The sequence below is a fragment of the Alteromonas antoniana genome (genome assembly GCF_019249295.1).
Taxonomy (GTDB): Bacteria; Pseudomonadota; Gammaproteobacteria; order Enterobacterales; family Alteromonadaceae; genus Alteromonas; species Alteromonas antoniana.
Window position 1 is genome coordinate 1 of sequence record NZ_JAESDH010000024.1, and the last position, 26415, is coordinate 26415.

Sequence of the window (26415 nt, forward strand, 5' to 3'; positions counted from 1 at the left end):
GGTTTAAGTTGCAAACCATCCTTGAGGGTTACGACATTGCCAGGTCTCTGGAGGCTGACTTGTGATCAAGAGACAGGTCATAAGACAGGCTTTTTTAATGTGAAAGTAGCGTCGATTTGTTCACGTTATGGCTGTAAATCTACCGGTTTAACCCTGTTCTTTAAGGTAACGTTTCGTCATCCGCTTTCTGTGCAACATATCAAGGACAAGGCTCCACAATGCGGACGGCTGCCTTATTGTTGTAAGATCGTTCCCCAAACGGCGAAGCTGACGGCGAACCATCGACATGGTCGCCAGACTGGCCAGCGCTTTATCACGCCAGTGACAGTGCGGAATAACACCAGAATAGCTGGGGTCGGCCTGCCACTTTTTTACCAGATCAGGGGTAAAAGCCAGGGCACTGGCCATGCCAACCAGAGCACAGCCTTTTTCAATCACTCGCTGTGCAACTGATGCGCGTTTGATGCCCCCCGTCGTCATCACAGGAATCGCAGTCGCTTTGGCGATACGCGAGGCAAACTCCAGAAAGTACGCCTCTCTGGCAAGCGTTTGTTCGTCTGTATTGCGTCGCTGCATGGCTGGTGACTCGTAGCTACCACCCGATACTTCAATAGTATTGACTCCCAGTGCTTCCAGGCGCTCTATTACCATGATCGCATCGCTAAGCTCAAATCCCCCACGTTGAAAGTCTGCAGAATTGATTTTCACCATTATCAGAAAACCGGAGGGGCAGCGGGCCTTAATCTGACTGACAATGTTCAGCAGTAAACGGGCACGGTTCTCTAGAGAGCCTCCCCATTCATCTTTACGCTGATTAGTCAGTGGTGACAGAAACTGTGTCAGCAAGTAGCCGTGTGCCGCATGGATCTCTACACCATCAAAACCGGCTTCAACGGCACGCATGGCGGTCGTGACAAAACGCTGACAAACATCATGAATGTCGTCGCCGCTCATCTCCACAGGGGTGGCAAACATCTTCGAGTGTTTACCCATATTCAGAGCAACCGCTGACGGCGCGATAGCTTTTCCACGCATCGCTTTTAACACCTGCCGGCCCGGATGATTAATCTGCATAACGGCTTTTGCGCCATTTGAACGGATAATTTTAGCCCACTTGATGAAAGGCTCCAGAGGCGTATCGGCTTCAAGTGCAACCCCGCCCGGCCCTGTCATCGCCTGCTTGTCTACCATCACATTACCGGTGATGATCATTCCCAGGTTGCCGTGCGCCCAGTAACGATACAAAGAGAACAGCGCGGGCCCCGGAAGGCAGTGATGCGTAGCCATGTTTTCTTCCATCGCCGCTTTAATTACCCGGTTTTGCAGCTGAAAACCACAAGGCAGTGTAACGGGATCAAAAATGGAAGGGGTTGCGGACATGCATGAATTCCTGAACAACAAAAAAGCGGGCATACTTTAAATGACATTGCATCAAATTGCATCCGATGTATGTCATAAACTTTAGGATAATGGCGTACTTACCAGACTAAGTCTGACACGGATCCCCACCAATTCTCTGCTTATAGGTCTGACACATCTGTCTGGCTTGCTGTGTATCTCCGCTGTTCTCTAAAATGGTTGCCAGCCCTCTGGTTGCGGCGTAATTAAAGGGTGCAATTCGAAGTGTGCGTCGATACCAGACTTCCGCATCGTCAGAACGGTCCAGCTGTCTGTATTTGTCACCAATCAGCGCTGCCATATCGGCGTACCATGGATGGATTCGAGCCGACTGCTCGTTATAAACCCGTCCCATCGCTTCAAACGCCCGTTCGTAATACGCCATCGCTTCAGGCAGCCTGCCACTGATCTCAAGCACGTCGCCGGTATTAATCAGCGCATCCCAGGCATTATTATCAAGGGCAATGGCATCACGATAACTCGCAAGCGCCAGAGAAAATTGTTGCTGAGCGGCATACACGAAGCCCAGTGCTTTATGCGCTCTGGCATCATCTGGGGCTTTGGCTACTGCCTGCTTTGCCAGCGCCAGCGCACGTTGCAGTTTGCGCCTGGCATCTGGCGCAGTGGTTCTGCCACTGGCAAGCGCATGACGTAAATCCTGCGTAGCCAGCGGTACCGCGGGCTCGCTAACCGGGTTTGGCCAGCGCAGTACCTGCTGTACCAGCGCATTAGCCAGGCCCGCCTGCCCTGTTCCCGCATCAGGATGCATCGCAATGACTTCCTGATACAGCGCAATAGCCATCTCGTTATCCTGCCGACGCATCTTTGCGTAGTAATCGTCGGCCTGCGAAACCAGTGCCTGTGCATCCGAACCAGACTCAGGGTTACGACTTCCACCGGTTTCGCCGCCACTAATCACCATTATCCCAAACACCATCAACACAATAAGTACGATAGCAACGCCAAGACGCCACCGTCCCCTGCGGTGTTGCGTTTGACTCACGTTTGAATTTGCTGTCGGGGACGATGTCACCACGGGGGAAGAGTCATCCATCGGTTGCCGAGGGCTGGATAACTCCAGGTTCTCACCCGGTGAAGTATCGTGGATCCATTTTACCTCTGAAGCAATTAGCCGATAGCCGCGCTTTGGTATGGTTTCGATAATCTCCGGTGCTTTCGGATCATCCTCCAGTGACTTTCTTAATCGTGAGACCACGCGCGTCAGCGCATCGTCGGTTACCACCTGCCCGGGCCAGAGTTTGTTGATCAGGCTTTCCTTATGAACCAGTTGCCCTGCACTTTCAGCCAGAACGGTGAGCAACGCAGTTCCTTTTGGTTCCAGTCTTCCGACAGGAGTGGTAGAGGGTGACGAGTTGCCTTGTTCACGGCTGGCAGCAAATAGTTCACCTGAACTAATATCCACAACCCAGTGATTAACCTGTAATGTTTTTTGTTCCATCGCGCGTACAACTGCCAAAACCCGGTAACGAGTGTAACATCAGAGTTATGTCAGCAGAATATCAGACTTATGTCAGGACAATCAGGACAGATTATCTGACCCTGAAGGCGCTTTATTAACAATAGGATGTAATAACACAGTATGAACGTAATATTTCCCATTCTGCGCCGTATAAGCTTTTTGCTTTTTATCACCATCAGCCTGCCTACTGCCGGTTCACAACAGAGGCATTCTGTCGTCACGCTGAAAAGTGATTTTGCGCAGTTGTACCAACAGCTTCAGGAAGCGCATCGCGATCTGTACGTGAATATCTCAAAACCGGAGTATGACGCTCTTTATCATCGCTTTCTTAACGATATCACCCATCCGATGAACGACAGCGAGGCTCGCATATATTTTCAGCGCTTCGTTGCCCTTGGCAATATTGCCCATGCCAGAATCGATTTACCGGTTTCAGACTTCATGGCATTCAGAGAGTCTGGAGGAAGAACCCTTCCCCTCTACCCCAGCCTTCGAGGTAATCGCGCTTTTGTTGAAAACTACTATGGAAATGAAGAGAAAATTGAGCCTGGGCAAGAAATTATTTCTATTAACGATACACCGGTAGCGCAATGGGTAGACAAATTCTCTCAGTACCTTTCTGCTGATAATCAGGCTATCAACAATACGCTGTTGGAAATGTATTTTCCGTATATGATGTGGCTGGAAGCAGGTGCGCCAGACACATTTACTCTTACTGTGAAAACAAAAACCGGCCCGCTAACCTTATCTATTGATGCGCTTGACCCCAAGCAGCAACAAGCCAGCGTTATGCAACGCGCAGCAGGAACGGATGAGCCTGCGCCTTTAAGAGAGTACCGGATGCTTGATGGAAGCATTGGATATCTGCGCCCCGGCCCTTTTTATAATGCAGAAGAGGCTGACGATAACCTGTGGGACGCTACAGCGTTCAAGCAATTAATTGACGATGCCTTTACACATTTTCAGCAACAGCAGGCGACGGCACTGCTTATCGATTTGCGTGACAATCCCGGCGGTACGAACTCATTCAGCGACTACATGATTGCCTGGTTTGCAGACCAACCGTTTCGCTTCGCTTCGGATTTCAGCGTAAAAGTCAGTCAGCAAGCCATTCGTTCAAATGAAAAGCGACTTGAACAGTCAACTGACACGGGTGATACCTCTCACATTCTGCAGCGTTTTTATGACAAGAGCGATATTGGTGATACGTTTTCTATGGCGCTGCCCCATGCCGAGCCCAGGCAAGGTAAACAATTTGAAAAACCGGTATTTGTCTTAATCAATCGCTACAGCTATTCCAATGCCGTCTCAGTTGCGGCCATCATTCAGGATTACGGATTTGGAACGCTGATTGGGGAGAAAACCGCCGATCTCGCAACAACATACGGTGCGATGGAACATTTTACGCTTCCAGAGACAGGCATTGAGGTAGGCTTTCCCAAAGCGCTTATTGTTCGCCCCAACGGTTCACGTGTTCCAGATGGGGTGTCGCCGGATATCAGGTTCGATTTTGATGCTGCCAGATCAGACGATAAGTCAGTTCTGAAAAAGGTAGCAGAGATTATTCGCCAAAATCTTGTAGACACCGAAAATAAACCGTAATTAGTTGTTGTAAATTACCTCGATGCCCCCACTATTACTACATAGCGAAAATGCAGCGATGAAATTGAACGGTTTTCAAACAAGCAGAAACGCAGATAGTGAAGTTTGTTGTGCTTGCCCGATAATCGCTGTAAGATCGTTAGTAATTTCAGCATGTAGCGAATAGCTGTATGTTGAACACCTTGTAAGAGGGACCCTCGGGGCTGATTAGGATTCGACAGGATCTAGGAAGCTGGAGGTGCATGCAGAGGTGCGGATTGCCTCTTAAAAAATCCGCTTTAAATAGTCGCAAACGACGAAAACTACGCACTAGCCGCTTAATAACCGGTATAGGCCCTTCCACCACAGCTTTGTTTGCTAGCGTGGATTCGGAAGGTCATATAAGCAAACTAGCGAGGGAAACTCTCCTGAGGTTGAACCGCGAAATAGTATCAGGACAGCTATTAGGAATCCTGTTTGCCGGAGTCCGAAATAGTTAAACAAAAGACAAACTAAGCATGTAGTACCAAAAGTAGACATTTTCTGGACGCGGGTTCAAATCCCGCCAGCTCCACCAAACGCCATCAAAACCCCGCATAATAGCGGGGTTTTTTGTTACCACCGAAACGCGACCAATTTTTTTAATTAGCATGTCTCGGTTGTGCTGTGCTGCAGAGGCAAGCCGTAAGGCCGCTTTCGTTGTACACATTTCCAATACTGGCCGGCTCTACTCTTTCCTTTATGTTATTTCCCTGTACTTCACTACGGATCCCGCACTAATTCAACTGGAACATCAAGCGCTGCTGCGGCTGAAAGCAACCCGCTGTTATAATTTGTTCAGAGGCCAAGACACACAGCCCTTGTCGTTCCCACGCACTGGCAAGAATTTAGAGTGTACTCTGCTTTGTCTTTAATTTATTTGTGGAAATGGCGCACCAACTAGAGCTGGAAGATAAATAGACACAGGTTACTTTAAATGTCATTAACGTCACGACACTTCCGGACATTCGTAAATAGAACACTTGCACTAAGATAGAGTAATATAGCTTGCATCATTCCTACTAATTGCTAACTACATCTTACCGACATGAATATCCTCATACAGCTGCTTGGCATAATCAGCCACAATTACCTGCCGCATTTCACGTGGCATCACGAACTCCGGCAACGTCTCCAGTTTGGCTAACAGGGCACTGCGCCGAAATATAAACTTCAATAAAAACAGCCTATTACTCTTAAAATTATCGTCTTCAGCGATATCGTCCACTTCCTGCTCGCATTCCTGAGTAATCACGTGCAGAATTTTGAAAATGACGTACTCTGCGCCAATAGTCTGGTACAGCTTACTCACAAACTGATTGCTGCTAAGCACCTTTAAAATTTTGCGTTTGTGCTGAAACTCATTCACGTACATCGACTGTATTAAATTCAGGAACAAAGGTAAGAAATAGCGGGATATGGATTTTGAAAACGCAGTAAAATAGAAAAAGTCCTGCACAATAGACTGCAGTGTCTGAATAGAGAACGCATCGTCAGCAAAAGCGATATCTTTGAATATATCCACGCGGTGGTTATTCGTCGAGATATTCACATTAGGGAAAAATTTTTGCCGTGATTGCCCCTCAGTTATCAGCGAATTTTTCGATTTTACGGCACACCCTATCGCCCGCATATCTTCCACTTCCGGACGTAAGTGGCTGGACTCCTCAAAGAAATTTATGCCGAAAAAGTGACTTCTCAGGTTGGCAACATCTTCGTCACTTCTCTCGCCCGTGTGCTGATAAATATGCTCATTAATGCCACTTCCACCATCAACCACTATAGCATTGCAGTACACCTGCTCCTGCAGCAGGCTTAAGCGTATCTGTCGCACGGCATCCAGAAGCGATTCCAGATCCTCTGAGTTAATGTAACAGTACTCACCCAGAAAAAAGTAGGTGCAACCATCCTGCGCCACACATACCCTGTCTTTCACACACTGCTGAAATTTATGGATCCACTTTGTATAGCGCTTTGCATCATGACGCGAAAGTAGCCTGGCTCCGACCAGGCAAATTACCGCGGAGAAGATTTCCTTTTTCACTAGGGGCGCTCCTTAGTAAATCTGACAAACCGGCAATAACGATCGATATAATGTCGAAATTGCTTCTCTTTCTCCCGGCCTATGATGGAAACCGCTGATGGTTTCCTTAACTGTAGATATTTTCTTACTGTTTCCCGGTCTTTTCGGTTAGAAGGCACTCGCTCAAGGAACACCAGCGTTTGCTTTCCGGGCAGGCAGCCCTTAACCAAGTCTTGTAATGTCTTAGGGCTTACCTGCCCAGCCCGTTTCTTGAGTGAAGCGCGTAAATATGCAGTTAATGCTTCCGTACTTTCGAAACCGGATGCGTGAGCATCAATAACGTTCACACCTTTAAGGTACACGTTAAAGTCGAACCACTTATTGACGTATCTTGCTTCATCCAGACGCCCATCCTGATAGCAGCTCATGGCAAAACTGTACGACGCAGGCAACGTATTATCTGTAATGCCTGCAATAAACGCGCCCATCGTTGCCATGTCATCTGGGTAGGTGTTTTTATCAAACTGAAACTTGCGGCGTAAGATCTCTTTCTTTGCTTTGCCCACCACATTGCCAAAAAAGGCCTGATAAAAACAAATATCCAATAGCAAGTTAAAGAGCACATGTTCCAGACGCTGCCAGGGTAAGGATAGCGATTGTAGAAACGCACCATTGTGCGGCGTTAGCCTTATATTGCTGGCGATATCGTCACATTTAATCAAAGAAAGAATCGTTAGCGACTCTTCATCAGCTTCAGATGCAAGCTGAGTATTCACAAAGTGATCGACCACAATTCGCAGATTTTTAAGTGTGCTGTTATCTATCTGTGCGTTATTCAAATGTCCATTTAGCGCGGGGCCACGACTGAAAGATTTGAACAACTGAATAGAGATAGTAGGCACGTCCAACTGATGCGATACCGACATGGAATCAGTGGCTTTATTTACCTTATCAGTCACATCTGAAAGTAAAACGGATAGCTTGTTAAAATGTGCGCTAAAGTCAGGTCTATCGGTTAAATACAGCGCTTTGCGATGAATTTTGTCTTCCGTGAAAGCAGGGTTACGCATGGCTCTAGTCCTTTATCAATCGTAAATTATTCGCGTACTCATGAAGATTTTCTGACATGTCGCAGGAAAAGAACTGTGACGTTTCAAATGCCTCAAAATCGGGGGAGTCACCTTTCACATTCCGTAAATTGCATTCTATAAACGTGCAATTTTTGAATGCAGGTAATGATTGCCTGAGTATGGCGAGGTCCACCATAAGTTCACAGTTTCTGAAGGTGCAGCCTGCGAACTCTGCTCTCGCCAGGTTAGATTCTTTTTCAAACAAGCAATTTTCTAAAATGGTGCCAGTTAAATTGATGTCACTTAAATCGTGATTGAAATGAATGTCGCGGATGGTGTTTTTCGTGCTTTGTAACGTACTTATTGCGTCGAAAAGCTCATCTTTTGAGGTGACTTTTAACGTCGAACGGTAGCGAAGTTTGTCTAGCGTTGATGTTGCCTTCTCATTCGCCTCGGCAGTGAGTGAGCGGCTTAAGACAACGTGCAATATCAAAGTGAAAAGAAGGACATCCAGCAATGCCCCATGCATTTCCACCATAAGGTTTTGCCAAAAATCTTTGCTGTAATCGAAAAAGATAGCATTCAGGCAGCTAACCACTGCGGCAAGTACAACCAGGCCCCATCCAACCACTTTAAAATATGTCTTTGAAACATCCATATCTTCATCCATGACAATTTAATGATTGCGACACTACTTCCTATAAATGCCGCCTTTTATTTTAATGTATAGAAAATATACGTCAAAAAGTTTGTATATAAAACAGCCAATATTGCTTTAACTGCAACGTCCGTCCCGCCTTTAGTCGTTACAGCGATGTAACCTGTTGTTTCGACCAAATTACCGGAGCGAGAAAGATGACTACGCTCTTTCCTCCTAGCAGCAAGCTCTTACGTGTCAGAAATTTACTTTCGCTAGCTGCAGCCTTGCCTCAGGTGCTATTGATTACATCAACACTGTATCACCGCAAATCAGGCAAGTAGTCCCTCCTCGTGTGCGCCTGATTACAAGTAATTATTAAACCTGGATTCTCTGGCTATTCACCTTTTTTCGGCAGAGTCATTTGCTCCAACCGCGGTGTTTAAAGCCGAATAGCCTTAGTCCCGCCTGCTTTGGGCACTTTCAAAGGCCGTTCTCTTTGCTACCGCTCTGACTGGCGGCTTATAGCTGCGCCCAGTTGGCTCACACCCGAACTGAATTCCAACTCGCTAGGGTTATCCACTACCGCCTCATTTTCTAGGATCAGCCGGGCACGGTAGGCAACTTTATTCAGCCTCGACCAGAACAAGGCGTACGCAGCACTGCCCCAAACCACCACCGCTACGGTTTCGCTGGCAAGTATTCCTTTAGCCCCAAACTCGCCTCCTAACAGATAAACCGCTGGCACCACACCTAAAAATATCCGGGCCAGATTAAATAAGGTCGCTGTGTTGGGCATGTGCAGGTTATTAAACCCGGCCACAGCAATAATCAGCATGCCAACAAAAATAAATCCGCTTACCATGTATTGCGCATAAAACTGAATAAGTTCCGCTGCCAGCGCTTCTGCGCTAAACAGGGTGGCCACAGGTTGCCAGAACACATCAAATAACAGCCACACTACGCAAACATACACCACGGAGATCCACAAAGACTGTTTCACTGCCTGCCTGACCCGGCTATACAAGCTAGCGCTGGCGTTCTGCCCCAGAATGGGCCCAATAGAAACTAACATCCCTAACACAACGCCAAAAGTACAGGTAGAAGCCGGCCAATAATAGCGGCACCGGCTACAGCCGTATCGCCATATTCGGCCATATTTCTGATAACGATGGCACTGCCTAAAGGGGTACTTAACGTGGTTAGCATGGCGGGTATGGCAATGCGGGTAATATGTCGTGCGTCCGCACGAAGTGTTGAAATTGACGGGCGCACAAAATAATCATGCCGGCGTATTAATATGTTAACGCCCACCACCATAAGTGCGATCCGTGCGATCACTGCAGCCCAGGCTGCGCCTTCCACACCCAACTGCATGTATACAATAAGTAACGTATTTAACAAGCCAATAAGCGCTGCGGCAACAAACGTTGATGAGATACTTCGCCGGGCATCACCAATAGCCCTCAATACCGACGCACAACACATACCCAGCATTAATGCAGGTGTCGCCGGCAGTACAATGGTGCAGTAGTCGGAGACCAACTGAAGCGTACTGCCGGTAGCGCCAAGTGCCGACAGCAAAGGCACATTAAATATCCACGCGGATAAGCTGAGAATACTGCTGAAAACCACGCTGACGTACATCGAATGAGAACCCACACGTTTTGCTTCGTCTCTGTTACCTGCCCCCTCAGCCCGGGCCACAAGAACCGCCAGTGCCACCTGCAGTCCCAACCCGGTGGATACCAAAAAGAACATCAGGGTTCCGGCAAAGCCGATTGCCGCAGCAAGTTCCTGGTTACCCAACAAGCTAAGACAGTACATATCGATAAGATCGCTGATAACAAGCGCAAGCAGGCTCAGCGTATTTACCGCAGTCATGATAAGTAGATGCTTAAAAACAGATCCGCGAGTGAACACCGCGACCGACATATTACCTTCCGGTGGTATAAAAAGAAGTATGTTGGCGCACCCTTTCCGAATACTCCATGGCAAATACGGCTCTCTTTTTTAGCATTTGGTGCCGGATATTTAAGATGAGCGTCTTACTGATAGGGCTTCGATGCGTTCAAAACTCCCCCATTTCTTTCACTGTTGTAAAAAAGCAAACTCTGTATCCACAGTTTTTATCACGTAACTACAAAATTATTTGTTATTTTTGTACTATCATGCGAATATTCAAAAAATATAACCAAATTATTTACTGTATTGCGATTTATGATTAAGAAAAAGACAAGCTCTCTCCCCTCTTCACATGCAAGTGAGATAGCACAATTGAAGCACGCTGAAATGGCACTTAGTGAGGCAATTAATGCAGTGGTTAACGCGACTGAACAGCAACAGCGCGATCCGGCCAGTTTTACGCATCATTGCCATATTCCCGACGTTCTCTCACGTTACAGGGTAGAGCACAACATTAATAAAGGTGATTTGGCGCTACTTGCAGGAATTACTCCCAACACATTGATAAAAATGGAGAAGAGCTACAGAAACATGCGGGTAGAAACGCTGCTAAACGTGCTCGAATCTCTGGGGTTAACCTTGTATGTAGGGCCTGTAGATGAATAATGCTGACCGGGCTGGAAAGGTGTTGGCAAACGGCGTGCTGGCCGGTTACCTCTATGAGGTGCGTGACGGTATAAGAGATCTTTACACGTTTGTGTATGACAGTGAGTACTTGAAATCAGGCAGCCCCATTGGCCACGCTTTTCCTTTAACAGATGAGCCCTTCCTATGGGATGCCCTTCCCCCATTTTTCGAAAACCTGGTCAGTGAGGGCTGGATAAGAACGCACCAAACCAGCCGGACAAGACTAGACAAACAAGACTCTTTTGGGTTGCTTTTGGCAAACGGCGAAGAGTTAATTGGTGCCTTGTCTGTGCTACCGGTAGAGGTGAGCTAATGGGCATTTGCAAAGGCACTCTGAAAGCGGTAAGTGACTCGCAGCTGTCGCAGGGTTACAGCAAAGCCTTCTTAAAACCGATGTTTGGGTTATCGCGTATGCCAGACTCAGGCTTGAAAATTGCGACTACAGCACACGAATTCGACCACCTTGCCCCACAGTACACCAAGGGTGCATCAATATCCGGTGTTCAGCGGAAACTGCTTATGGATGTAGTGGATAATCAACTGGTGCCCGCCACACATGGCCAGTACATTGTAAAACCTGCCCCACCGGGCTTGCCCCACTTGCCCGAGAATGAGCACGCCATGATGTGCCTGGCAAATGCGGTTGGATTTAACGTTGCCCATTGCGCACTGCTGCCTTTTGAAGACGGGGAACCCGGCTATGTGGTAAAACGCTTCGATATTCTGCCTTCCGGCCAACGGCTTTTCATCGAAGACGGTGCATCACTTTGCAACGTACATCCGAAACACAAAGGCAGCGATGCCCTATCGTATGAACATGCCTTGATCACCTTGTATGAAGCAGCCGGGAAAAAGCTACCGGTTTTACTGAATGGCTTCAGGCAAGTGTTATTTGCCTATTTAATTGGCAACAACGACCTGCACCTTAAGAACTTTTCCATGTTCCGCAAGCCTGATGTAAAAAGTGTCACTATGGTGGACTTCACACCGGTGTATGACGTGTTATCGGTATTCCCTTATCCGGATTTTCAGGGCGACTACCTCACCTTGAGTTTGCTGGAATCAGAAGTTCAGGGCACCTTCACACCTCAGTACGACGCCTATGGTTATTACACTCAGTTCGACTTCATTCAACTGGCTAAAAATATAGGAATGAATGATCGTGCCGCAACCACTTTCGTAGCCCGCCTGACCAATGACGTTGAAAAGCATCTTAAGCACTATATTTTTGCCTCCACCATGCCGGAAGCAATGAAACAAACACTTTATACACAGATAACCGAAAGAATAGGCTGTATGCGCCGGCCTGATGTGTAGCCTTATTTGTAAGGCGTTTTTTTAAGTAGAGTTGTCTGTCTGGTGAAGCGCCATCATCTGATTAGAAATAATGAAGACAACGTAGATTTACTATGGCAACGCAATTAATTGTGAATGCAGGTATCTAGTCAAACCCTGCTGCCCCCTCATTCTCTTCGTAGCTCAGTGCCCCTGCTAGTTCGCCTTTGTAATTTACTTCAATTGTTGCCATTACCAGTCTAACTCTGCTTTTTGTGATGCGTTGACCACTGTTTTTCCACTCGCACGCTGTTTTTGAGTACCTTTGGTTTTAAGAAGTTGAATGGGTGATACTCCGTAGTCAGGAAACGCCCCTAAAAGCTGATCTTTCAGGTCTAAAGCTGCCATAATAGCAGCGTAGGTTTCCAGGGTACTTTTACCGGCCTCTGCATTTTTATTGCGTTTAAAGAAAGAGCAGCGAGAATTGCTACATCCTTCTGAGTCAGATCACGGTTCAAGCGTTACTGTCGTACTCTGGCACCGATCAGTTCAGCAATTTCTGCAGCGTCCATAATAGCCCTTACAAGGCATTTTGTATCTCTGAAACACTTCAACAGACCTTTTATAGGCTGTTAAGTTACGAACAACATAAAAGCCTGCAAAAGGGCTTTTATGTTTAAATATGCACACAAAAGACCCTACAAAGGCTCTTTTAATAAAGACTGCCATATGCCTCAATACTGCTCACTCTCATACCACTAGCACCTCCTGACTGCGCTTCGGACAATAGAAGTCGAATGAAAATGCTTTATTGGTGTGAGCCCCCCATCGCGCCCACCATTTGTAAAAAAAATGAAAAAAAACAATTAACATCACCTGAATTTACTGGCTATAATTTAACCAAACATGGCGGTTGTATTTATAAATTCCGGCGGCCAATTCAGGCCAGGAGGTGCCGGGTAGTTTAATTCACTGCAAAGTGATACAGGGAAGGGATTCATTGTGACCAAACCCATTCTTATCATGACCCATGGCATGGGCTCATCTACGGCTGCGTCTTTTAACAAAGAAGTTGTCGATGCCTTTCAACACGCTTACAACCAGTATCCGTCTTTCAAAAACAAAAATATCGAAGAGCTTATCGATATTGAGGTCATTGAATACAACTCTATTCTTGAGGAACACCGGCAGGCAATGGCGGAAGAAGCGGCTTCTGTTGCAAACGTTCTGGCCGGGATCCCCGGTCAGAATGTTACTCAGGAGCTAACTACAAAACTTACCCAATATACTGAGAAGTTCGGCGCGGATACGTTTTTTTATACCCACCTGCTGGATGTGCTTTTTTACCGGTTCACGGTATTAGGAGAGCTGTGCCGTATTCGCGTAGGCAAAGCCATTATCAAGGCAGTTAAGGAAAGAGGCGCGGCGAATGTGCATATACTGGGGCACTCTCTTGGCACTGCGGTTGTTCACGACGCTCTTGCTTCTGCCTATAGCGAGGGTTTCGATATAGAAAACGAAATTACTGCACTGTCGCCGGAAATGCATAAACTTGCCAGCGTTCAACTTGTGGCGAATGTATCACGGGTGCTTGAGTTGTTTATTAATGTCGATCAGTCTGTGGTCAAACCACACACCGGTTGTACTTTTGCTTACCGGGAATACCGGCATCGGTACGATCCGTTTACCCGGGTGCGGCCTTTCAACCCGCCAGCCACCCCCCCTGGCAAGCTGAGTCCTATAAGCTGATCCACACCAATAGAATTGCTCAGTTAAACACCCATAATGTAGCACACTATATTAAAAACCCGCTTGTTCATCGTGAAATGATACCGTTTTTTGATCAGGATTTCTGGCCGGAAGATGCGGAGGCACTGAATGCAGACACCACCTTTCTTAATGCATCCGACAAAGAAATTTATAAGGAAGTGGCTGAAAAGTGTGACCAGCTTTTTGATTTCCCCTCTGGCTCGGTGAGCGAATTATTGGCTGTGGTAAAAAGCTATATGGATATCGTTAAAGCTTACGGCGGTACGCTGGCAAGCACTGAGGAGGAAGGTGATGAAAATTAAGTTCACTACAGTCCTCGTCGCAGTCGTTACTGCCTGTTTATATACTTTCTGCTTCACCCCGGCACTGGCAGACGGCATTGACAGAGAAAAGTGGAAAGCATTTTGCACTGAAGCGCTGAGCACTACTCCCACCTACTTTACTTCGTTTGGTGACAGTGCCCACGAACTACGACAAACCTATTGCGCTACATTGGATATGGATGCGTTCAGAGAAGCTGTGGTGTCTGCAATGGTAGCCGACTCAACTCCATTCACTGCGGCTAACGGCATACCGGTTAACGGATCTAATCAGTCTTTTACGTTCAATCCCATAATAAACAGCCTGGCATCGATGCCCCTGACGTTGGGGGTGCCAAACTTTCAGTCACGACGCACCGCGTCAACAATCGAGTTGGGATTAGGCTCGTTACAGGCCTACTCGCTTCCTCTGGATGCATGTACCTCAACCATTCAACAAACGTACACAGATGCAACCTGTATGTCTTATTTTTCAGAATTCAAAGACGTATACACCTTTGCCCAGCAAACGGTAGCGGCCCCTGTTGCCGAACAAGTCTGGCAAGTATGGGATGCGGCAGAAAAAGAATGGAACCGGTACTTTGATGAAGGCCGTTCTCAGTATCCCTGGGAGTATTTTGCCAACTATGCGTGGTGGGCGCGTTCAAAGCGAGCCGGAGAAGTCGGCACACCTTTGGATTACCAGATAATATTACTTCACCCCAGTCCGGTGATAGAAAATGTAAAAGACGCCAGAGACGGCGAGAACACCGAACCGGCCCTGATGATAGAAGTGGTTGGCATTAACTACTGGCAATCTGACAAGTGGTACCAACCCACCGGCGCCTCACTGGTGACGATCCATGCTGACCGGGATGAAGTGCGCGACTGGGCATACGGTGTTGCCGTGCATTTTAACAATAACCTCACCATTGGTATGGCAAGTCATGAGCACGAAAATGGCATTTTTATTTCGGTCGATTTGCTAAACGCGCTGTTTGATACCGAATCCAGAATAAAAGAAATTCGCAGCCAGTTTTTAGGACAATAATCATGAGTGAAATAATTCATAAAGATATCGACTACCGGGTATTGAGGCTGATTGTTGGCACCATTGCGATAAGCATCGCCGTGGTGTGCACGGTATTGTTCTGGGTATCAACCGACACGCGGATCATCCCTACCAGTATCAGTGTAACTTACCATTTGGGTGCGCGGGATTTCTTTGTTGGCGCCCTGTTTGCTGTTGGCGGTTTCCTGCTGGCATATAAAGGGTGGACTGATTCCGAGTTCAGGCTGGCTAAGATAGCGGGAATTTGTGCAATTCTTGTGGCCGTAAATCCGACCTCTATCGATAAGAGGTGGGTAGATAACGTGCCACTGCCATTTGATCAGACCAAATGTAAAACCTTCGATGAAGAAAACAATGCACCTGCTGATGATTACAGGTGCATTACTACCGGCACAAAAATCACTCCTGTGATCCACGGTGCTGCCGCATTCGCACTTATCGGGATCCTGTTTTTTTACTGCGTTGGCTTTTATCGCAGGGCCAGGGAAAAACTAAAAACGCATCACTCCATGGGGCGAATAAAAAGGCGGATCGTTGTGTATTTTATGTGCGCGGCCGCCATGGTGGTATCCGCCGTCGTAGGCGGTTGTATGCAGCTTATAAACACAGCGCCAGATAATACTGCGATTTTTTGGGTTGAGTTCGTGTGTTTGTGGGCATTCGGAATATCATGGCTGGTAGCATCAAAACGCATTCCTTACTTTAGCCATAAGAAAGAAGAAGAGGATCAGGCGGATGATGATTTAAGTGACAAGGATAAGTGATCGCCAATGGCGTTGCCGAGGTTTCATGCAACGCCAGCGAATGATTTAACCGGCTTTGAAACCTAACAACTATCCCGGCCCCGGCGGTCATGCCGCCATCCACAGCAATATCCTGAAAGTTCACATAACCCGCTGCGTCACTGGCTAAAAACAATGCTACCTGGGCAATATCTATTGGCTGCCCGGCACGTTGTGTCGGGTTGGCCTTCGCCAGATTACGGTTCAGCTTTTCCATTTTGCGGGCGGTTTCGGCTTCATCCAATGTACGCGCTCGTTCAGATCCATCAAAAATACAGGGGTGGCAACGGCACCCGGAGAAATCGCATTGGCGGTTGTGCCATAACAGCCCAGTTCCATTCCTGCTTAGCGTGTCAGCTGCGAAACAGCTGCTTTTGCGCCGCTGTACAAATAGCCGCCCATATGGGTACGAATGGCCGCCACACTGGAGTTATTAATAATTCGGCCAAAACCCTGCTCTTTCATAATTGGCGTGGCATGCTTCATACCGAACACCACACTGCCTACCAACAAATCCATGGCGTTACGAAATTCAGTTTGCGTCACCTCTTCCACACTACTCAGCGTGCCCGCACCGGCGTTGTTAAACAGCATATCTAAACGCCCGAACCGTTCAATACACTGATCTGCCGACGCCTTTATTTCAGCCTCTTCCATAATATTTGCTTTGAAAAAGTGCGCGTTTTTACCTCACTGTTCTTCCAGCGCTATGCTTTTTTTTGTATCTCTGCCGGTAAACACCACTTTCGCGCCATTCTGAATGAACAGTTCTACCGTTGCCTGCCCAATACCGCTGGTACCACCGGTTATCAACGCTACCTTGTTTTTTAATGGGTAAGTGAGTTCGCAAAGTTTACTGTCAGTCATGGTGTCCTCGGCAGGCAAATAGAGTATACTTATTTCTGAATACGCCATCTAAGGGCTTATCCATATTGTCTTTTACTGTGTCAGGCAAATAGTCGCCGTTTCGCAGCTGGCTTACCCAGGCACCATCAAACTCGTCCAAGTAGGTGACTTCCGGTGCTTTACCTGCGCATCCGGTTGCCAGCCAGCTCATGTATTCGATGTGGGCCGGGTTTGCGGAAGGCGGCACATACTTTTCGAGATGCTTAAGTTTTCGAGATACACGCCCCAGCCAGGCGTGCATGTCATGATAGCGCCAGTGTAGCGACGCGCCCATATGGTCGCAGTCATGCAGCAACCGGTATTCGTGCTCAATACGATATTCCCATAACGTGTGATGAAGAAATTCCGCGCCATCATGTGAGTTGAAGAAGTCTTTATCCCCGGCCTCTACATAAATTTTAAGCCCTGAGTTGCGAATGGCTTCAGCGTTATCGCGTGCAATGGTGGGTACATTGTTGGCTTCGTAGAATGCGTTATCTACCGGCCAGCCCCAGCGCTTGGCCTGTTCTTCCGGTGGAAGATTGTGCTGGTTTACGTAGTTGCGTGGTTGTAAATCCTGATACTCGTAAACCGGATTAATGGCAGCTCCGGCAGACACCACTGCGCCAAACTTTTCAGGGTGTTTAAACGCGGTACGAAGTGCGCCCATGCCGCCCATCGACAACCCCATAATGTAGTTATTTTCCGGACCAGTCGCGGTATTAAAGTTACTGACAATGTATTTCTGGAACTCAAAAATAAAATCTTCCCATAGCTCGCTGCCATCAATGTAATTTAAGTACCAGGAGCCTCTGCCATTAAAACAGCCGACCACCATGGGAGGTAACGTGCCCTCTTCCCATAACTTCTCGTAAAATGGCTGCAGGCGTTCCAGCATTCGATGATCTAAACCGCCGCCTTGCAGGTGTAATAACAACGGTAAGCTGTCATTTTTACTGAATCCGGGAGGGGTAAGAATGCTAATTTCTACCGCACCAGGAACCAATGCCGAGGCTAATCGGGATGTATAAATTTCAGACGAAGATGTAAATGTACCCACAGTTACCTGTTTACCCTCATGGTTTGCTGACAACGCTGTGCTTCATCACCATTCTGGCTGAACACACAGAAGCACACTGTTTCTAAGGTAGCAGAATTTACAAAAACTGAATTCGCAGCTGACACAGAACCCTTTCACTGCTCCACTCTACACCGGCAGCTCCGGCGACACCTGCTATCATTCAAATTAATTGAATATCGCCAGCCTGTATGTCTTGTAAATGCTTGTAATCAACCTACTCTTTAACGCGTTGTCAGGCTATGACACCTAAGGCCGGATTATTTAACAGTAGTGACCAGCCAGCTTGTGGGAGTTTTGCTGTAGATTTTCACACAACATACCCATGATTGTTGATAACTAATATCTTATTCATCATCAAAGTAACAATAACTTCCTTTACGCCGGGGAAGGTTGCAACTATGGACGAGGCGGCCTAAGCGGTAGACCTGTGGCGAGAGTAATACAATCATGTTCGGCCACACAGCTCACTGAATGATAACGTAAACTATCTACCGCCTGTTGAGTATGCACGACGGGCAGCATATTATGAAAAACCTCATTGAAAGAGTCGTGCTAGTTCAGTGGAATAATCATAGCTTGCACGTAAAGCCGCACTCGTATAAAAGCAGTGCGTTAGACGTAGTAAAGAAAGGGAATATTCATCAATGATTCTACAAACAATAAAGCGACAATATTTTCTCTATCTCGTTTTTTATGTTGGCATGTCTGTCGTTTTTGCATGGGTGTACGTAGAGAACGGCGAGGCTTTCGACAATAAAATAACCAGCTTCTACGATGCTTACTACTTCTCAGTGGTTATCATTACCACACTTGGCTTTGGCGATATATCACCAGTAACAACCGCAATGAAAATGACGGTACTGGCTGAAGTATTACTTGGGATCACAACATTTGGCTTAGTGTTAAACACTATTGCGGAATCAAGAGCGAACCTCCAGGAACAGAAATTAAGCGAAGCGGCAAAAGCTCACTTTCTCAACGAATATAAGCATTTTAAACGTCAAATTGTCAGAGTAATTCTGGCTTCTTCTGAACACTCCCTCTCACCGGAAGAGAACTCAGAAATACCTTCTGAAGAATCGCTTCAGGACTTTAAAGCTTTTCGAGAATTCTTTTCTTCACGCCACCCTCTTGGCGACAAAATTTATAAAAAGTTTGTTTCAGACATCGATGACAAAGGTGCCATAAACTCGGCAACACTAAATGAAGTGTTCATGGAACTGGAGATTCTCTCAGACTCCACAAACTACTTGCTTCATACTATCAACACCAGCAATTGGAAAAGCCACAATACGCTAATGCTTGTATCACAAGCGCCAAAGCGATATCGGGAGTCTTATAATTTTCAATCTGAACAGGGCAAGTACGTTGGCAGGCTGCTGTTTGAGATTATGGCAAGTTACTCTTCTGCAAAGGGCCCTTTACAGGAAGACTTTATAAAAACCGCTGTACGGGCATTATAGTGTGCTTACACCAGCACACCGTAAGCAACACAATGAATTCCCCGTTTTAACTTTAATTTCACGTCATAATTTCGTAAATTATCGCAAGTGCTGCCTTACCAGTAAGTAGCCACTCAAAATAATAAAATTCGGAAGTAGTATGAGCGCGGACACCACCCCCCAGGTTTTCAGGGAAATCGCCAAATACCTGAGCGAAGATAACCTTCGCGATGCCTATACCCTGTTGTATTTACATTTGCAGGATGCAAACCACACGGGCAGTACTTACTACAGCATTGCAGAACGGCAGTTTGATAAAGATCGCAACCTTGGTCCTCAGAGACGGGTTGTTTCAGATCCAGACACCGCATCCTTTCTGGACAAAAAAAGAGAAACATTTGAGCATTTTATTCAAGGCAAGCCTGAACACGTAATATATAAAGAGGTAAAAAGCACGAACCCGTTGTTGTTATTAATGATGCTGGATCACATGCTAAAAGATGAGGTAGAGCTTTCCTCTGTGCTGCAAAAGGACATCTACACCATCAATGGGCAAGCGTATTACTTACTCACAAGACTCCATGAAACCAATAGGCACATTAAGGCCGCTCACCAGTCTGGCGATTTGCAATTAATCGTCAGATGGAATCATGTCGTCAAAGCCAGTTTCAACAATCATGATATAGAAGTTCACTCTCTTGACTCGGGCACCCGTAATGCACTTAAAGCGCTTGTGGATGCAGACTCCAGTATTAGAATTTACTCTGCGGAGTCGCACCGGGTAAGTTACGACTGGAGCACAGACAAACATTCCAGAAGATTCGTGTTTAACGGTTACACGTCCAACTCCACACCGGCAGAAATCATGCAAGCGATGGAATTGGCCAATAAGCAGAACGCGCACATTGTGATTTTTCCTGAGCTGTCGGTGAACGTGAAGGTCAGAGCCAGAATAATGACCTGGCTAATGGAAGAGTCTCACTCTTTACTGTTAGTTATTGCCGGCAGTTGGCATGTGCCCGCACATAACAACAGCGATGAATTGGTGAACGAATCTGTTGTTTTTAACATGCGCGGCAATAAAATATTCGCTCACAGAAAAACCACCGTGTTTTCTTTCAAATCACCAGGTCCAGACTCACAATATTATCATGAGGATATTGTAACCGGTAAAAAGCTGAATATGTTGATGACGCCACTGGGACTTACCACCCTTCTCATTTGCAAAGACTTCTGCGACTTAATGTCGAGCCTGCAGGAACCGCTGAAAAACTGTTCTCCAGATATAATATTTCTGCCAACCATGGGCGACGACGTTACAATGAACGCGCATGATAAAACCTATAATGATTTAAACGTGAGTTTCATGCCTGCATTAATCTGCTCAAACCAGACGCCAGAAATGGTGCAAGGCAATAATAACTATGCAGGCCGCGCCTACTGCGGCATTCACACGATCGGGTTGTCAAACCAACAATTTATAACCCCTGACACCGTGCAAATTGTGGCGTCAGAGGAGACGACAAAATCCCAAAATGATAAAAACAGCGAAACTGCTGCGGGGAGAAAGAAAAAAACCGCCCCCTATTTATCCGTACCCGAAGATAAACTGTTTGCTCTGACTTTGCGTAAATAACTGTATCAGCAACGCTTAATGAGTACGCTAAACAAGATTAATACTAGTAGTCATTCACAACAATTTTGTTGTTTTTTCAGTCAACAGTGTTAATCTTGAAATGTACTAATTTACTAATTCTACGATATAACGACCACCAACAACGACATGAACAAACAAGAGAATGCTCTGGCAGATTATCTGGATAATGTGCGTTACTACTGTGAAACCAGTGCCGCACAAGCTCTTCCGAAGGTACTGAAAAAAGTTTTCGACCTGGTAGAAAACCGTCCAGAGAAGGTAGACGACTCGCTCGCACAGGCGATGGATCTTAACATCAGACAACTGCTTAAAAATATGCTGACCGAACGTGTGGTTGTGTCTGACCTGCCTCTGTTGCAACGTGTACTGTCTGTGTCTGAAGCAGTGTTGATGCTGGCAGAAGATAACAAACATCTTCACAAGTATCAGCCCAGGTGGAAGTTTGCCTACGATGTGATAAACGACAGAATGCATGAGATGTCTGTTGATAAACACAAGGTTGCAGGTAGACCAAAAGTAAAAGCATTGCTAAAGCTGTTGGCCTCCCGCCCCCGAGTGCAACGGGATATCATTGAAAAAGAGTTAGGTGTGTCAAAGCAAGGCGCTACCAATATCGTCAGAGATTTAAAAGCATTCTCTTTAATTGAGGAATTCACTGCTTCCGACGACAAACGGAAAAAAGAATATTCGTTGTCTGTTGAAGGCGTTAACGTTTGCCAGGACATTGGAATACGGTGTCATCATGACGCTGTAGAAGTGGAGCCTCATGAAAATCTTGCTTTGGATGTACATCAGGCCGTATTGAGAAGGTATGTACCCGGGCTAGTGCACTTAACCACCCCCTTAGCAATGGGGTATCCGGGTATTGGTTACGTTAATACCTTTTCCAGTGAAGACGTTTTGGGCAAGTCCGTTCATCCTGTAGTGAACGAGAATATGCCATTCCTTAAGGAGGGCTAAATAGCGCCGGACTCAGGCATATGCATATAGCTGACCCTACCTCTGTGTCGGAAATGTAAGCCCAGCAGTCAGTTTACGATATTTTGTGGCCGAGTTGCTTGCGTTGAAGTGAAAAACGAGCAGCCCGTCACACTTTGCGAGAACAAGGTTTCTTTGGCTATTCAGCCACTTTCTCGTTGTCAGGTGCTGGTAAATACGGCTTTTCTGAGCCAAGTAATAGTTCTTTTCTGATCCTTTCGGCCGACGCCAATGGAAAGTTCTGCGCAAAAGAGAATAACGAAATTCCTACGCAGCCAACCATCATGCCCATTCCCAACAAAAACTGAATTATTCCCGTCTCTGCTGTTGCGATCATAATTAAAAACACCAATGCAGCGAAGAACAGAAACAGCCAGCCAATCATATTATTATAAAACTTCCCTAGCTTCTGGCTTGTTGTCGGCTCTGAAACCTTTGCTTTGTTCTGACTGTCAAAGTCAATATGCGGATTGGCTCTGCGAATGGTTGTCCAACTGATATCGCTGGACAAAGAATTATGAAGGGCTATTAGCGCATCCCTTTGTTTATTCTCTGCATAAATGCCAGTCGCTGATTTAAAGTATCGGCTGGTGCGAATGTCGACAAATACCTCTTTACACTCTGTATCTATATTTGACGCGTCTGACAAATAGCTTTCAATGGCTTCCAGTTTCTTCTTCTCTTTTTCATCCTGAAGTTTGAGAAGCTGCAATAGATTTCTATTTACAACAAACCAGAGCATAATCAACATCAGAGGACCCAACCGTAAGGCGTTTGCACCACCTCGGCCAAAGCCCGGCCAAGCTCGGGTAAACTCTTCACTGCATCAACAGTAGATTTCATCCATCCAGCAGCATCCTTCACGCTTTACTTCTCCTTAATCACTACTTCGGTACCGGAATAAATTCACAGTGCTTTCCAGTATTCTGACTTTCCTCACAGGCATTTACCTGTTCTTTGCATAGCCTGAATAGCCTGCATAGCCTGCATAGCCTGCATAGCCTGCATAGCCTGCATAGCCTGCATAGCCTGCCAATGATAAAGACTGATAAATCTGTTTCCAACAGGCAATATCAATCAACGTCTAAAGTGACACAACACCGCAAGTTGGCCTGCCTAGCGCGTACCGAAACATCCTGTCAGTATTAAACTCGTTGTAATGCTTTAATGCGCTTTCATCTGTAGCCGCCAGTACCTCCATGAGTTCTTCTTCGCTATTCTGATAAGGCTCCCACCGAATAGTTGGCTGGTACGGCACATAGCTTTGCGTTTGGCGGGAAAGCGCAATGAGCTTTTCTAACGGAAAGTTACTGCCCAACTGGCCGTTTAATGCCGCGCGCATTAATCGCTGCAAAACCACAAACTGTTCCAGTGGGGCCATAAACTCGTCTGCGGAAGGACTATTCAAATAATCAGATAAATACGGGTGCAGCAACTTCGATACAATCACTTGTTTCATTGCTGTCAGTTGGTCGAGGTTAAAATCCAGTGGTGTTGCCGTAGACTCATCGGGCACGCCCTCCCCTTCAAAGGTCAGTTTTCTTAACGCAAACGTGGTGTGAAGCCACAAGTCGATATGCTCAAACCTGTCTTCCGATTGTTCAAGCCAGGTTAAGTCTTCACTTAAGCTTGCTGGCTTTTCCCGAAATTGCGAAGTGTGATCTTCAGGGAACCAATAGTTCAGTAGCAACCCGCTACTGAGGCTATCACACAAACATGCCGCACTATCTTTTCGTGCTACCTGCGAGCATTTAATCGAGGCATCCAGTAGCTTTCGGCTGTTAACAGGCGCTGTGAACTCACTTTCCACTAACTCAGTCAGGCTGCTTAATAACGTAGGAGGAAATACTATTTCGCCAAAACCGTGCTGCTGTATTAATTGACTAAGCTCCTCTGCAGGACAGTAACCAGACCGGTTGGCATACCCTACCCCCTCCGCCAAGCCCGTGAACGCCAGAAACTGCCCTAACGCCATTCTGTTCTGGGCAATTTCATTCAGCACTGGCTCTGTACTTTCTTCGTCGGTCGCAGTAAATGTATCAACGAACCGGTCTGCTTCGACTACCCGGCAACCCAGTGGCGTGTCTTCCAAAACAGGATGCAGATACGTTATACGGCTAATAAGCTCGTCATCACCCGGCGTAATTGTTGTTGCTACCACGCGCTGATCTGCCGCATAACGAATTGCCTGATTAACAATGCCTGCAGGGAAATTACCTATGGACTGCCATTTTCCATTCAATTTGAGAGATATCGACACCTGAGTGGGTGTGCCTTCAACCTGAGGATGAAATTCCCAACGAATATCGGTGATGTTCAGGTTGTCGCCGGTTAGATCTTGTCCAAAAAGCACACCTCGCACCCGAAAACTCCTTGATGCCATTTTAAAGTTAGTAGAACGCGACGCGACATGCGTTCCAGTTCGGGCTGAACCTGTTGAATAACGTCCGGAAGAAGCCCTGGTTGCCGCTTCTGCACTGGCTGCAATGGCATCGGGAAAAAGCTCCGCATAGCCTCCCAGACTTTGCTTAACCACTGTCTTTACGGCTGGGTCGCTGTATCTGTCAGACACATTATTTGCAAGATTCTGCGACACTAAACGACTATTAGCATCTGCCGGTGCAGCCTTCCACCCATGGTTTTCTGCCGAGGAAAGGTTGGCAAACAACTGCTGTGTTTGCTGCGAAGTGTGAAAACGAAATTTACTATTCAGCTTTTCTACTACACTGGCATGAGATTGCTCAAACAGGGCATCGATAACAACGGCTTTTGCATAGCTGTTTGCCCAGGTTTTTACTGACTCACCGCCTACATCTTTAAGAATTTTTCCGCCCTGCTTCGTGATTTCGTTTGCACTATCGATATCTATTGGGGAAAACGCCTGACTGACAACACGGGAAATTAAGTTTGACTGAGCGTCAAACGCGTTTATCGAGGTCGCGTAGCGCGCCTCTACCGTTCTCACAAAGCTCTTGAAATAAGAAGGATTGCGCTTCTTAACTTTTTCTAAGTCGCTTTTTATTTCACGCTCTAGCTGCCCAACAAGCTCAGCAACTTCTTTTTCAGTGCCGCCGGCCGTAGCCACTTGCTTAGCCACATCAGCGCGCACGGCATGTGCCTGGTTTGCCTGCCTACTGTCAGTGAAAGTTTGCTCCAGAATTGCGGCGCGAACAAACTCCGCCCGGGACGCACGTGGCCCCGCACCACTGATGCTTTTCGAATGCACCATCTGATTAATGGCTTCGCGCGCCAGTATTCGTGACACCTGAGCTAGTTGGCTGGCACTGTCTGCAGAGTCTGAGACATCGTCAACCGCTTCAGCGACATCAGGAACATCTGGAGTAACTTCATCAATTCGTGAAATAGCCTTGTCGAATTGCCTACTGACATCACTGCTTGCCGCATTCATTCGTAAGTTATTCACCGACAATTTCAGGCTGTTAGCCAATGGGGCTGATGCCCATCCCATCAAAGAGACAATAAGAAGACCTGTTGCCACATAGGAAAGCGGCCGATTAAGCAAACCAAGATCTTTTGCAAACTGATTGCTGGTGAGGATCCGCATTATCCTTTTCAAAGGCGTTTTCGGTTGCGACTGCTCGCTTTTTAATGGTTTGCTTAAGACATCGTTCAGGTCTATTTCTGCTTTTGCCTGTTCCAGCGCAAGCATCATCAATAGCTGGTCTAACTCGTCATGAAGCGCACCTGATTGCTCCTGGGTAAGCTTTACTTCACTGTCTTCAACGTTCTCTATCGATAAATAGCCCAGTATTTCTCGTACGCGCTCTACAACAGGTTTTAACTCAGAGTGGCTCTCAAACTTATCCATTCCCGCTGGGTTTTGCGTAAAGCGTTCACGGACTTCTATGGCCTTCTCAATCCAGGCATTGGTAAGCTTTTTCTTTGCCTGTTTATTGATAAAGTACAGGCACAGGGCCGCACCTAACAATCCATACATAATCAGCGCGGATTCGTAATCTTTTTTAATACTATCAAGCGGTTTTAGCAGAGAATCGAAACTGCTGATAACGCCGCCGGCGACAATCAGATCACCACTGGCCAGCAGGTTGTTCAGCCAGATAAAAATCATGACGCAGAAAACGGTTATAACAGCGACAACGGTTAAATCCCTGACCTTTTCAATAAGAATCAGTGACCCAGAACGGGCTATTTTCTGCCTTATGTTGCCCGCCTCCCAGCGGTTTTTCATTAACGGTAAAAGCCAGAAATGGGTTAGCGCCCACACGGGCAGCAATAGCAATAGAAATTCAAAAGGGTTCATTTGGGTAGTCCTTTCCAGCCAAAAGACCTGGAGTTTCAATTAAATTATTTTATTGCTGATTCGGGACATCAT

General features: G+C 46.7%; 23 protein-coding genes, 1 other RNA gene and 1 pseudogene. 12 read left to right on the forward strand and 13 right to left on the reverse strand.

The genetic code is table 11. From position 1 onward, the window contains the following. Window positions 1–147: 147 nt before the first annotated feature. A complete protein-coding gene (locus tag JKP77_RS17540) occupies window positions 148–1380 on the reverse strand; it encodes an NADH:flavin oxidoreductase/NADH oxidase family protein (protein ID WP_218312470.1) in 1233 nt (410 codons plus the stop codon). A 106-nt stretch (window positions 1381–1486) separates the two neighbouring features. After that, a complete protein-coding gene (locus JKP77_RS17545) occupies window positions 1487–2857 on the reverse strand; it encodes a winged helix-turn-helix domain-containing protein (protein WP_218312471.1) in 1371 nt (456 codons plus the stop codon). A gap of 141 nt (window positions 2858–2998) precedes the next feature. Between JKP77_RS17545 and JKP77_RS17550 the strand changes: the two genes are divergently transcribed. Both JKP77_RS17550 and ssrA read left to right on the forward strand, forming a co-directional pair. Then, window positions 2999–4480 carry a S41 family peptidase gene (locus tag JKP77_RS17550; protein WP_218312472.1) on the forward strand — a complete coding sequence of 494 codons (1482 nt, stop codon included), beginning with the start codon at window positions 2999–3001 and terminating at the stop codon, window positions 4478–4480. Window positions 4481–4679: 199 nt separating this feature from the next. Further along, window positions 4680–5036: a transfer-messenger RNA gene (gene ssrA / locus JKP77_RS17555) on the forward strand. 495 nt (window positions 5037–5531) lie between these two features. Here ssrA and JKP77_RS17560 read toward each other — a convergent pair. The 5 genes from JKP77_RS17560 to JKP77_RS17580 form a co-directional block, all read right to left on the reverse strand. Beyond that, window positions 5532–6542: a hypothetical protein gene (locus tag JKP77_RS17560; RefSeq protein ID WP_218312473.1), complete on the reverse strand. Its 1011-nt coding sequence runs from the start codon at window positions 6540–6542 to the stop codon at window positions 5532–5534. Further along, complete coding sequence (locus tag JKP77_RS17565) at window positions 6542–7591, reverse strand: hypothetical protein (RefSeq protein ID WP_218312474.1); 1050 nt, start codon at window positions 7589–7591, stop codon at window positions 6542–6544. The genes JKP77_RS17560 and JKP77_RS17565 overlap by 1 nt, the downstream gene beginning before the upstream one ends. Window positions 7592–7595: 4 nt before the next feature. Continuing rightward, a complete protein-coding gene (locus tag JKP77_RS17570; RefSeq protein ID WP_218312475.1) occupies window positions 7596–8249 on the reverse strand; it encodes a pentapeptide repeat-containing protein in 654 nt (217 codons plus the stop codon). 481 nt (window positions 8250–8730) lie between these two features. After that, complete coding sequence (locus JKP77_RS17575; RefSeq protein ID WP_218312476.1) at window positions 8731–9303, reverse strand: MATE family efflux transporter; 573 nt, start codon at window positions 9301–9303, stop codon at window positions 8731–8733. A gap of 2 nt (window positions 9304–9305) precedes the next feature. Beyond that, a complete protein-coding gene (locus JKP77_RS17580) occupies window positions 9306–10112 on the reverse strand; it encodes an MATE family efflux transporter (protein WP_218312477.1) in 807 nt (268 codons plus the stop codon). A 408-nt stretch (window positions 10113–10520) separates the two neighbouring features. On the opposite strand from JKP77_RS17580, the gene JKP77_RS17585 reads away from it, so the two are divergent. From JKP77_RS17585 to JKP77_RS17595, 3 genes are read left to right on the forward strand one after another with little or no spacing between them, the layout of a single operon-like run. After that, window positions 10521–10799 (forward strand): helix-turn-helix transcriptional regulator, encoded by a 279-nt coding sequence (locus JKP77_RS17585; RefSeq protein WP_218312478.1) that lies wholly within the window; start codon window positions 10521–10523, stop codon window positions 10797–10799. Further along, window positions 10792–11133, forward strand: a complete 342-nt coding sequence (locus JKP77_RS17590; RefSeq protein ID WP_218312479.1) for a HipA N-terminal domain-containing protein — start codon at window positions 10792–10794, stop codon at window positions 11131–11133. The genes JKP77_RS17585 and JKP77_RS17590 overlap by 8 nt, the downstream gene beginning before the upstream one ends. Beyond that, entirely contained in the window at window positions 11133–12137 is a 1005-nt protein-coding gene (locus JKP77_RS17595) for a HipA domain-containing protein (RefSeq protein WP_218312480.1), read from the forward strand. The genes JKP77_RS17590 and JKP77_RS17595 overlap by 1 nt, the downstream gene beginning before the upstream one ends. A gap of 210 nt (window positions 12138–12347) precedes the next feature. Here JKP77_RS17595 and JKP77_RS22400 read toward each other — a convergent pair whose 3' ends face one another. Then, window positions 12348–12503: a hypothetical protein gene (locus JKP77_RS22400; protein ID WP_246601263.1), complete on the reverse strand. Its 156-nt coding sequence runs from the start codon at window positions 12501–12503 to the stop codon at window positions 12348–12350. Window positions 12504–13097: 594 nt separating this feature from the next. On the opposite strand from JKP77_RS22400, the gene JKP77_RS17605 reads away from it, so the two are divergent. The 4 genes from JKP77_RS17605 to JKP77_RS17620 all read left to right on the forward strand — a co-directional run bounded on the left by JKP77_RS17605 (window position 13098) and on the right by JKP77_RS17620 (window position 16000). After that, on the forward strand, window positions 13098–13844 hold the full coding sequence (locus JKP77_RS17605) for a hypothetical protein (protein ID WP_218312481.1): 747 nt from the start codon (window positions 13098–13100) through the stop codon (window positions 13842–13844). 77 nt (window positions 13845–13921) lie between these two features. Further along, window positions 13922–14167 carry a hypothetical protein gene (locus JKP77_RS17610; RefSeq protein ID WP_218312482.1) on the forward strand — a complete coding sequence of 82 codons (246 nt, stop codon included), beginning with the start codon at window positions 13922–13924 and terminating at the stop codon, window positions 14165–14167. Continuing rightward, on the forward strand, window positions 14157–15215 hold the full coding sequence (locus JKP77_RS17615) for a hypothetical protein (RefSeq protein WP_218312483.1): 1059 nt from the start codon (window positions 14157–14159) through the stop codon (window positions 15213–15215). The genes JKP77_RS17610 and JKP77_RS17615 overlap by 11 nt, the downstream gene beginning before the upstream one ends. A gap of 2 nt (window positions 15216–15217) precedes the next feature. Continuing rightward, window positions 15218–16000, forward strand: a complete 783-nt coding sequence (locus JKP77_RS17620) for a hypothetical protein (RefSeq protein WP_218312484.1) — start codon at window positions 15218–15220, stop codon at window positions 15998–16000. Here JKP77_RS17620 and JKP77_RS22605 read toward each other — a convergent pair. The 3 genes and pseudogenes from JKP77_RS22605 to JKP77_RS17640 all read right to left on the reverse strand — a co-directional run bounded on the left by JKP77_RS22605 (window position 15939) and on the right by JKP77_RS17640 (window position 17963). Beyond that, window positions 15939–16262 carry an SDR family oxidoreductase gene (locus tag JKP77_RS22605; protein ID WP_218312485.1) on the reverse strand — a complete coding sequence of 108 codons (324 nt, stop codon included), beginning with the start codon at window positions 16260–16262 and terminating at the stop codon, window positions 15939–15941. The two genes, JKP77_RS17620 and JKP77_RS22605, sit on opposite strands and share 62 nt — an antisense overlap. 101 nt (window positions 16263–16363) lie before the next feature. Further along, window positions 16364–16933 (reverse strand): annotated as a pseudogene (locus JKP77_RS22610) (SDR family oxidoreductase). Further along, entirely contained in the window at window positions 16878–17963 is a 1086-nt protein-coding gene (locus JKP77_RS17640) for an alpha/beta fold hydrolase (protein ID WP_218312488.1), read from the reverse strand. The pseudogene JKP77_RS22610 and the gene JKP77_RS17640 overlap by 56 nt, the downstream one beginning before the upstream one ends. Window positions 17964–18628: 665 nt before the next feature. Here JKP77_RS17640 and JKP77_RS17645 point away from each other — a divergent pair. The 3 genes from JKP77_RS17645 (at window position 18629) to JKP77_RS17655 (ending at window position 22043) form a co-directional block, all read left to right on the forward strand. After that, complete coding sequence (locus JKP77_RS17645) at window positions 18629–19447, forward strand: potassium channel family protein (protein WP_218312489.1); 819 nt, start codon at window positions 18629–18631, stop codon at window positions 19445–19447. A gap of 139 nt (window positions 19448–19586) precedes the next feature. Next, window positions 19587–21062, forward strand: a complete 1476-nt coding sequence (locus tag JKP77_RS17650) for a carbon-nitrogen hydrolase family protein (protein WP_218312490.1) — start codon at window positions 19587–19589, stop codon at window positions 21060–21062. A 147-nt stretch (window positions 21063–21209) separates the two neighbouring features. Then, on the forward strand, window positions 21210–22043 hold the full coding sequence (locus JKP77_RS17655) for a MarR family winged helix-turn-helix transcriptional regulator (RefSeq protein ID WP_218312491.1): 834 nt from the start codon (window positions 21210–21212) through the stop codon (window positions 22041–22043). A 157-nt stretch (window positions 22044–22200) separates the two neighbouring features. Here the strand turns inward: JKP77_RS17655 and JKP77_RS17660 are convergent, their stop codons facing one another. Together JKP77_RS17660 and JKP77_RS17665 are read right to left on the reverse strand one after the other, a co-directional pair. Then, on the reverse strand, window positions 22201–22812 hold the full coding sequence (locus JKP77_RS17660) for a hypothetical protein (RefSeq protein WP_218312492.1): 612 nt from the start codon (window positions 22810–22812) through the stop codon (window positions 22201–22203). A 333-nt stretch (window positions 22813–23145) separates the two neighbouring features. Further along, on the reverse strand, window positions 23146–26343 hold the full coding sequence (locus JKP77_RS17665; RefSeq protein ID WP_218312493.1) for a hypothetical protein: 3198 nt from the start codon (window positions 26341–26343) through the stop codon (window positions 23146–23148). Window positions 26344–26415 lie beyond the last annotated feature (72 nt).

Bases quoted from the DNA above. Each gene is read 5' to 3' on its own strand.
- JKP77_RS17550 (WP_218312472.1), top strand. From the start codon at position 2,999: ATGAACGTAATATTTCCCATTCTGCGCCGTATAAGCTTTTTGCTTTTT.
- JKP77_RS17615 (WP_218312483.1), top strand. From the start codon at position 14,157: ATGAAAATTAAGTTCACTACAGTCCTCGTCGCAGTCGTTACTGCCTGT.
- JKP77_RS17575 (WP_218312476.1), bottom strand. From the start codon at position 9,303: ATGTTAGTTTCTATTGGGCCCATTCTGGGGCAGAACGCCAGCGCTAGC.
- JKP77_RS17660 (WP_218312492.1), bottom strand. From the start codon at position 22,812: ATGTTGATTATGCTCTGGTTTGTTGTAAATAGAAATCTATTGCAGCTT.
- JKP77_RS17650 (WP_218312490.1), top strand. From the start codon at position 19,587: ATGAGCGCGGACACCACCCCCCAGGTTTTCAGGGAAATCGCCAAATAC.
- JKP77_RS17610 (WP_218312482.1), top strand. From the start codon at position 13,922: ATGATACCGTTTTTTGATCAGGATTTCTGGCCGGAAGATGCGGAGGCA.
- JKP77_RS17645 (WP_218312489.1), top strand. From the start codon at position 18,629: ATGATTCTACAAACAATAAAGCGACAATATTTTCTCTATCTCGTTTTT.
- JKP77_RS22400 (WP_246601263.1), bottom strand. From the start codon at position 12,503: ATGGCAGCTTTAGACCTGAAAGATCAGCTTTTAGGGGCGTTTCCTGAC.
- JKP77_RS17565 (WP_218312474.1), bottom strand. From the start codon at position 7,591: ATGCGTAACCCTGCTTTCACGGAAGACAAAATTCATCGCAAAGCGCTG.
- JKP77_RS17545 (WP_218312471.1), bottom strand. From the start codon at position 2,857: ATGGAACAAAAAACATTACAGGTTAATCACTGGGTTGTGGATATTAGT.
- JKP77_RS17665 (WP_218312493.1), bottom strand. From the start codon at position 26,343: ATGAACCCTTTTGAATTTCTATTGCTATTGCTGCCCGTGTGGGCGCTA.
- JKP77_RS17580 (WP_218312477.1), bottom strand. From the start codon at position 10,112: ATGACTGCGGTAAATACGCTGAGCCTGCTTGCGCTTGTTATCAGCGAT.
- JKP77_RS17590 (WP_218312479.1), top strand. From the start codon at position 10,792: ATGAATAATGCTGACCGGGCTGGAAAGGTGTTGGCAAACGGCGTGCTG.
- JKP77_RS17595 (WP_218312480.1), top strand. From the start codon at position 11,133: ATGGGCATTTGCAAAGGCACTCTGAAAGCGGTAAGTGACTCGCAGCTG.
- JKP77_RS17655 (WP_218312491.1), top strand. From the start codon at position 21,210: ATGAACAAACAAGAGAATGCTCTGGCAGATTATCTGGATAATGTGCGT.
- JKP77_RS17585 (WP_218312478.1), top strand. From the start codon at position 10,521: ATGGCACTTAGTGAGGCAATTAATGCAGTGGTTAACGCGACTGAACAG.
- JKP77_RS17570 (WP_218312475.1), bottom strand. From the start codon at position 8,249: ATGGATGTTTCAAAGACATATTTTAAAGTGGTTGGATGGGGCCTGGTT.
- JKP77_RS17540 (WP_218312470.1), bottom strand. From the start codon at position 1,380: ATGTCCGCAACCCCTTCCATTTTTGATCCCGTTACACTGCCTTGTGGT.
- JKP77_RS17620 (WP_218312484.1), top strand. From the start codon at position 15,218: ATGAGTGAAATAATTCATAAAGATATCGACTACCGGGTATTGAGGCTG.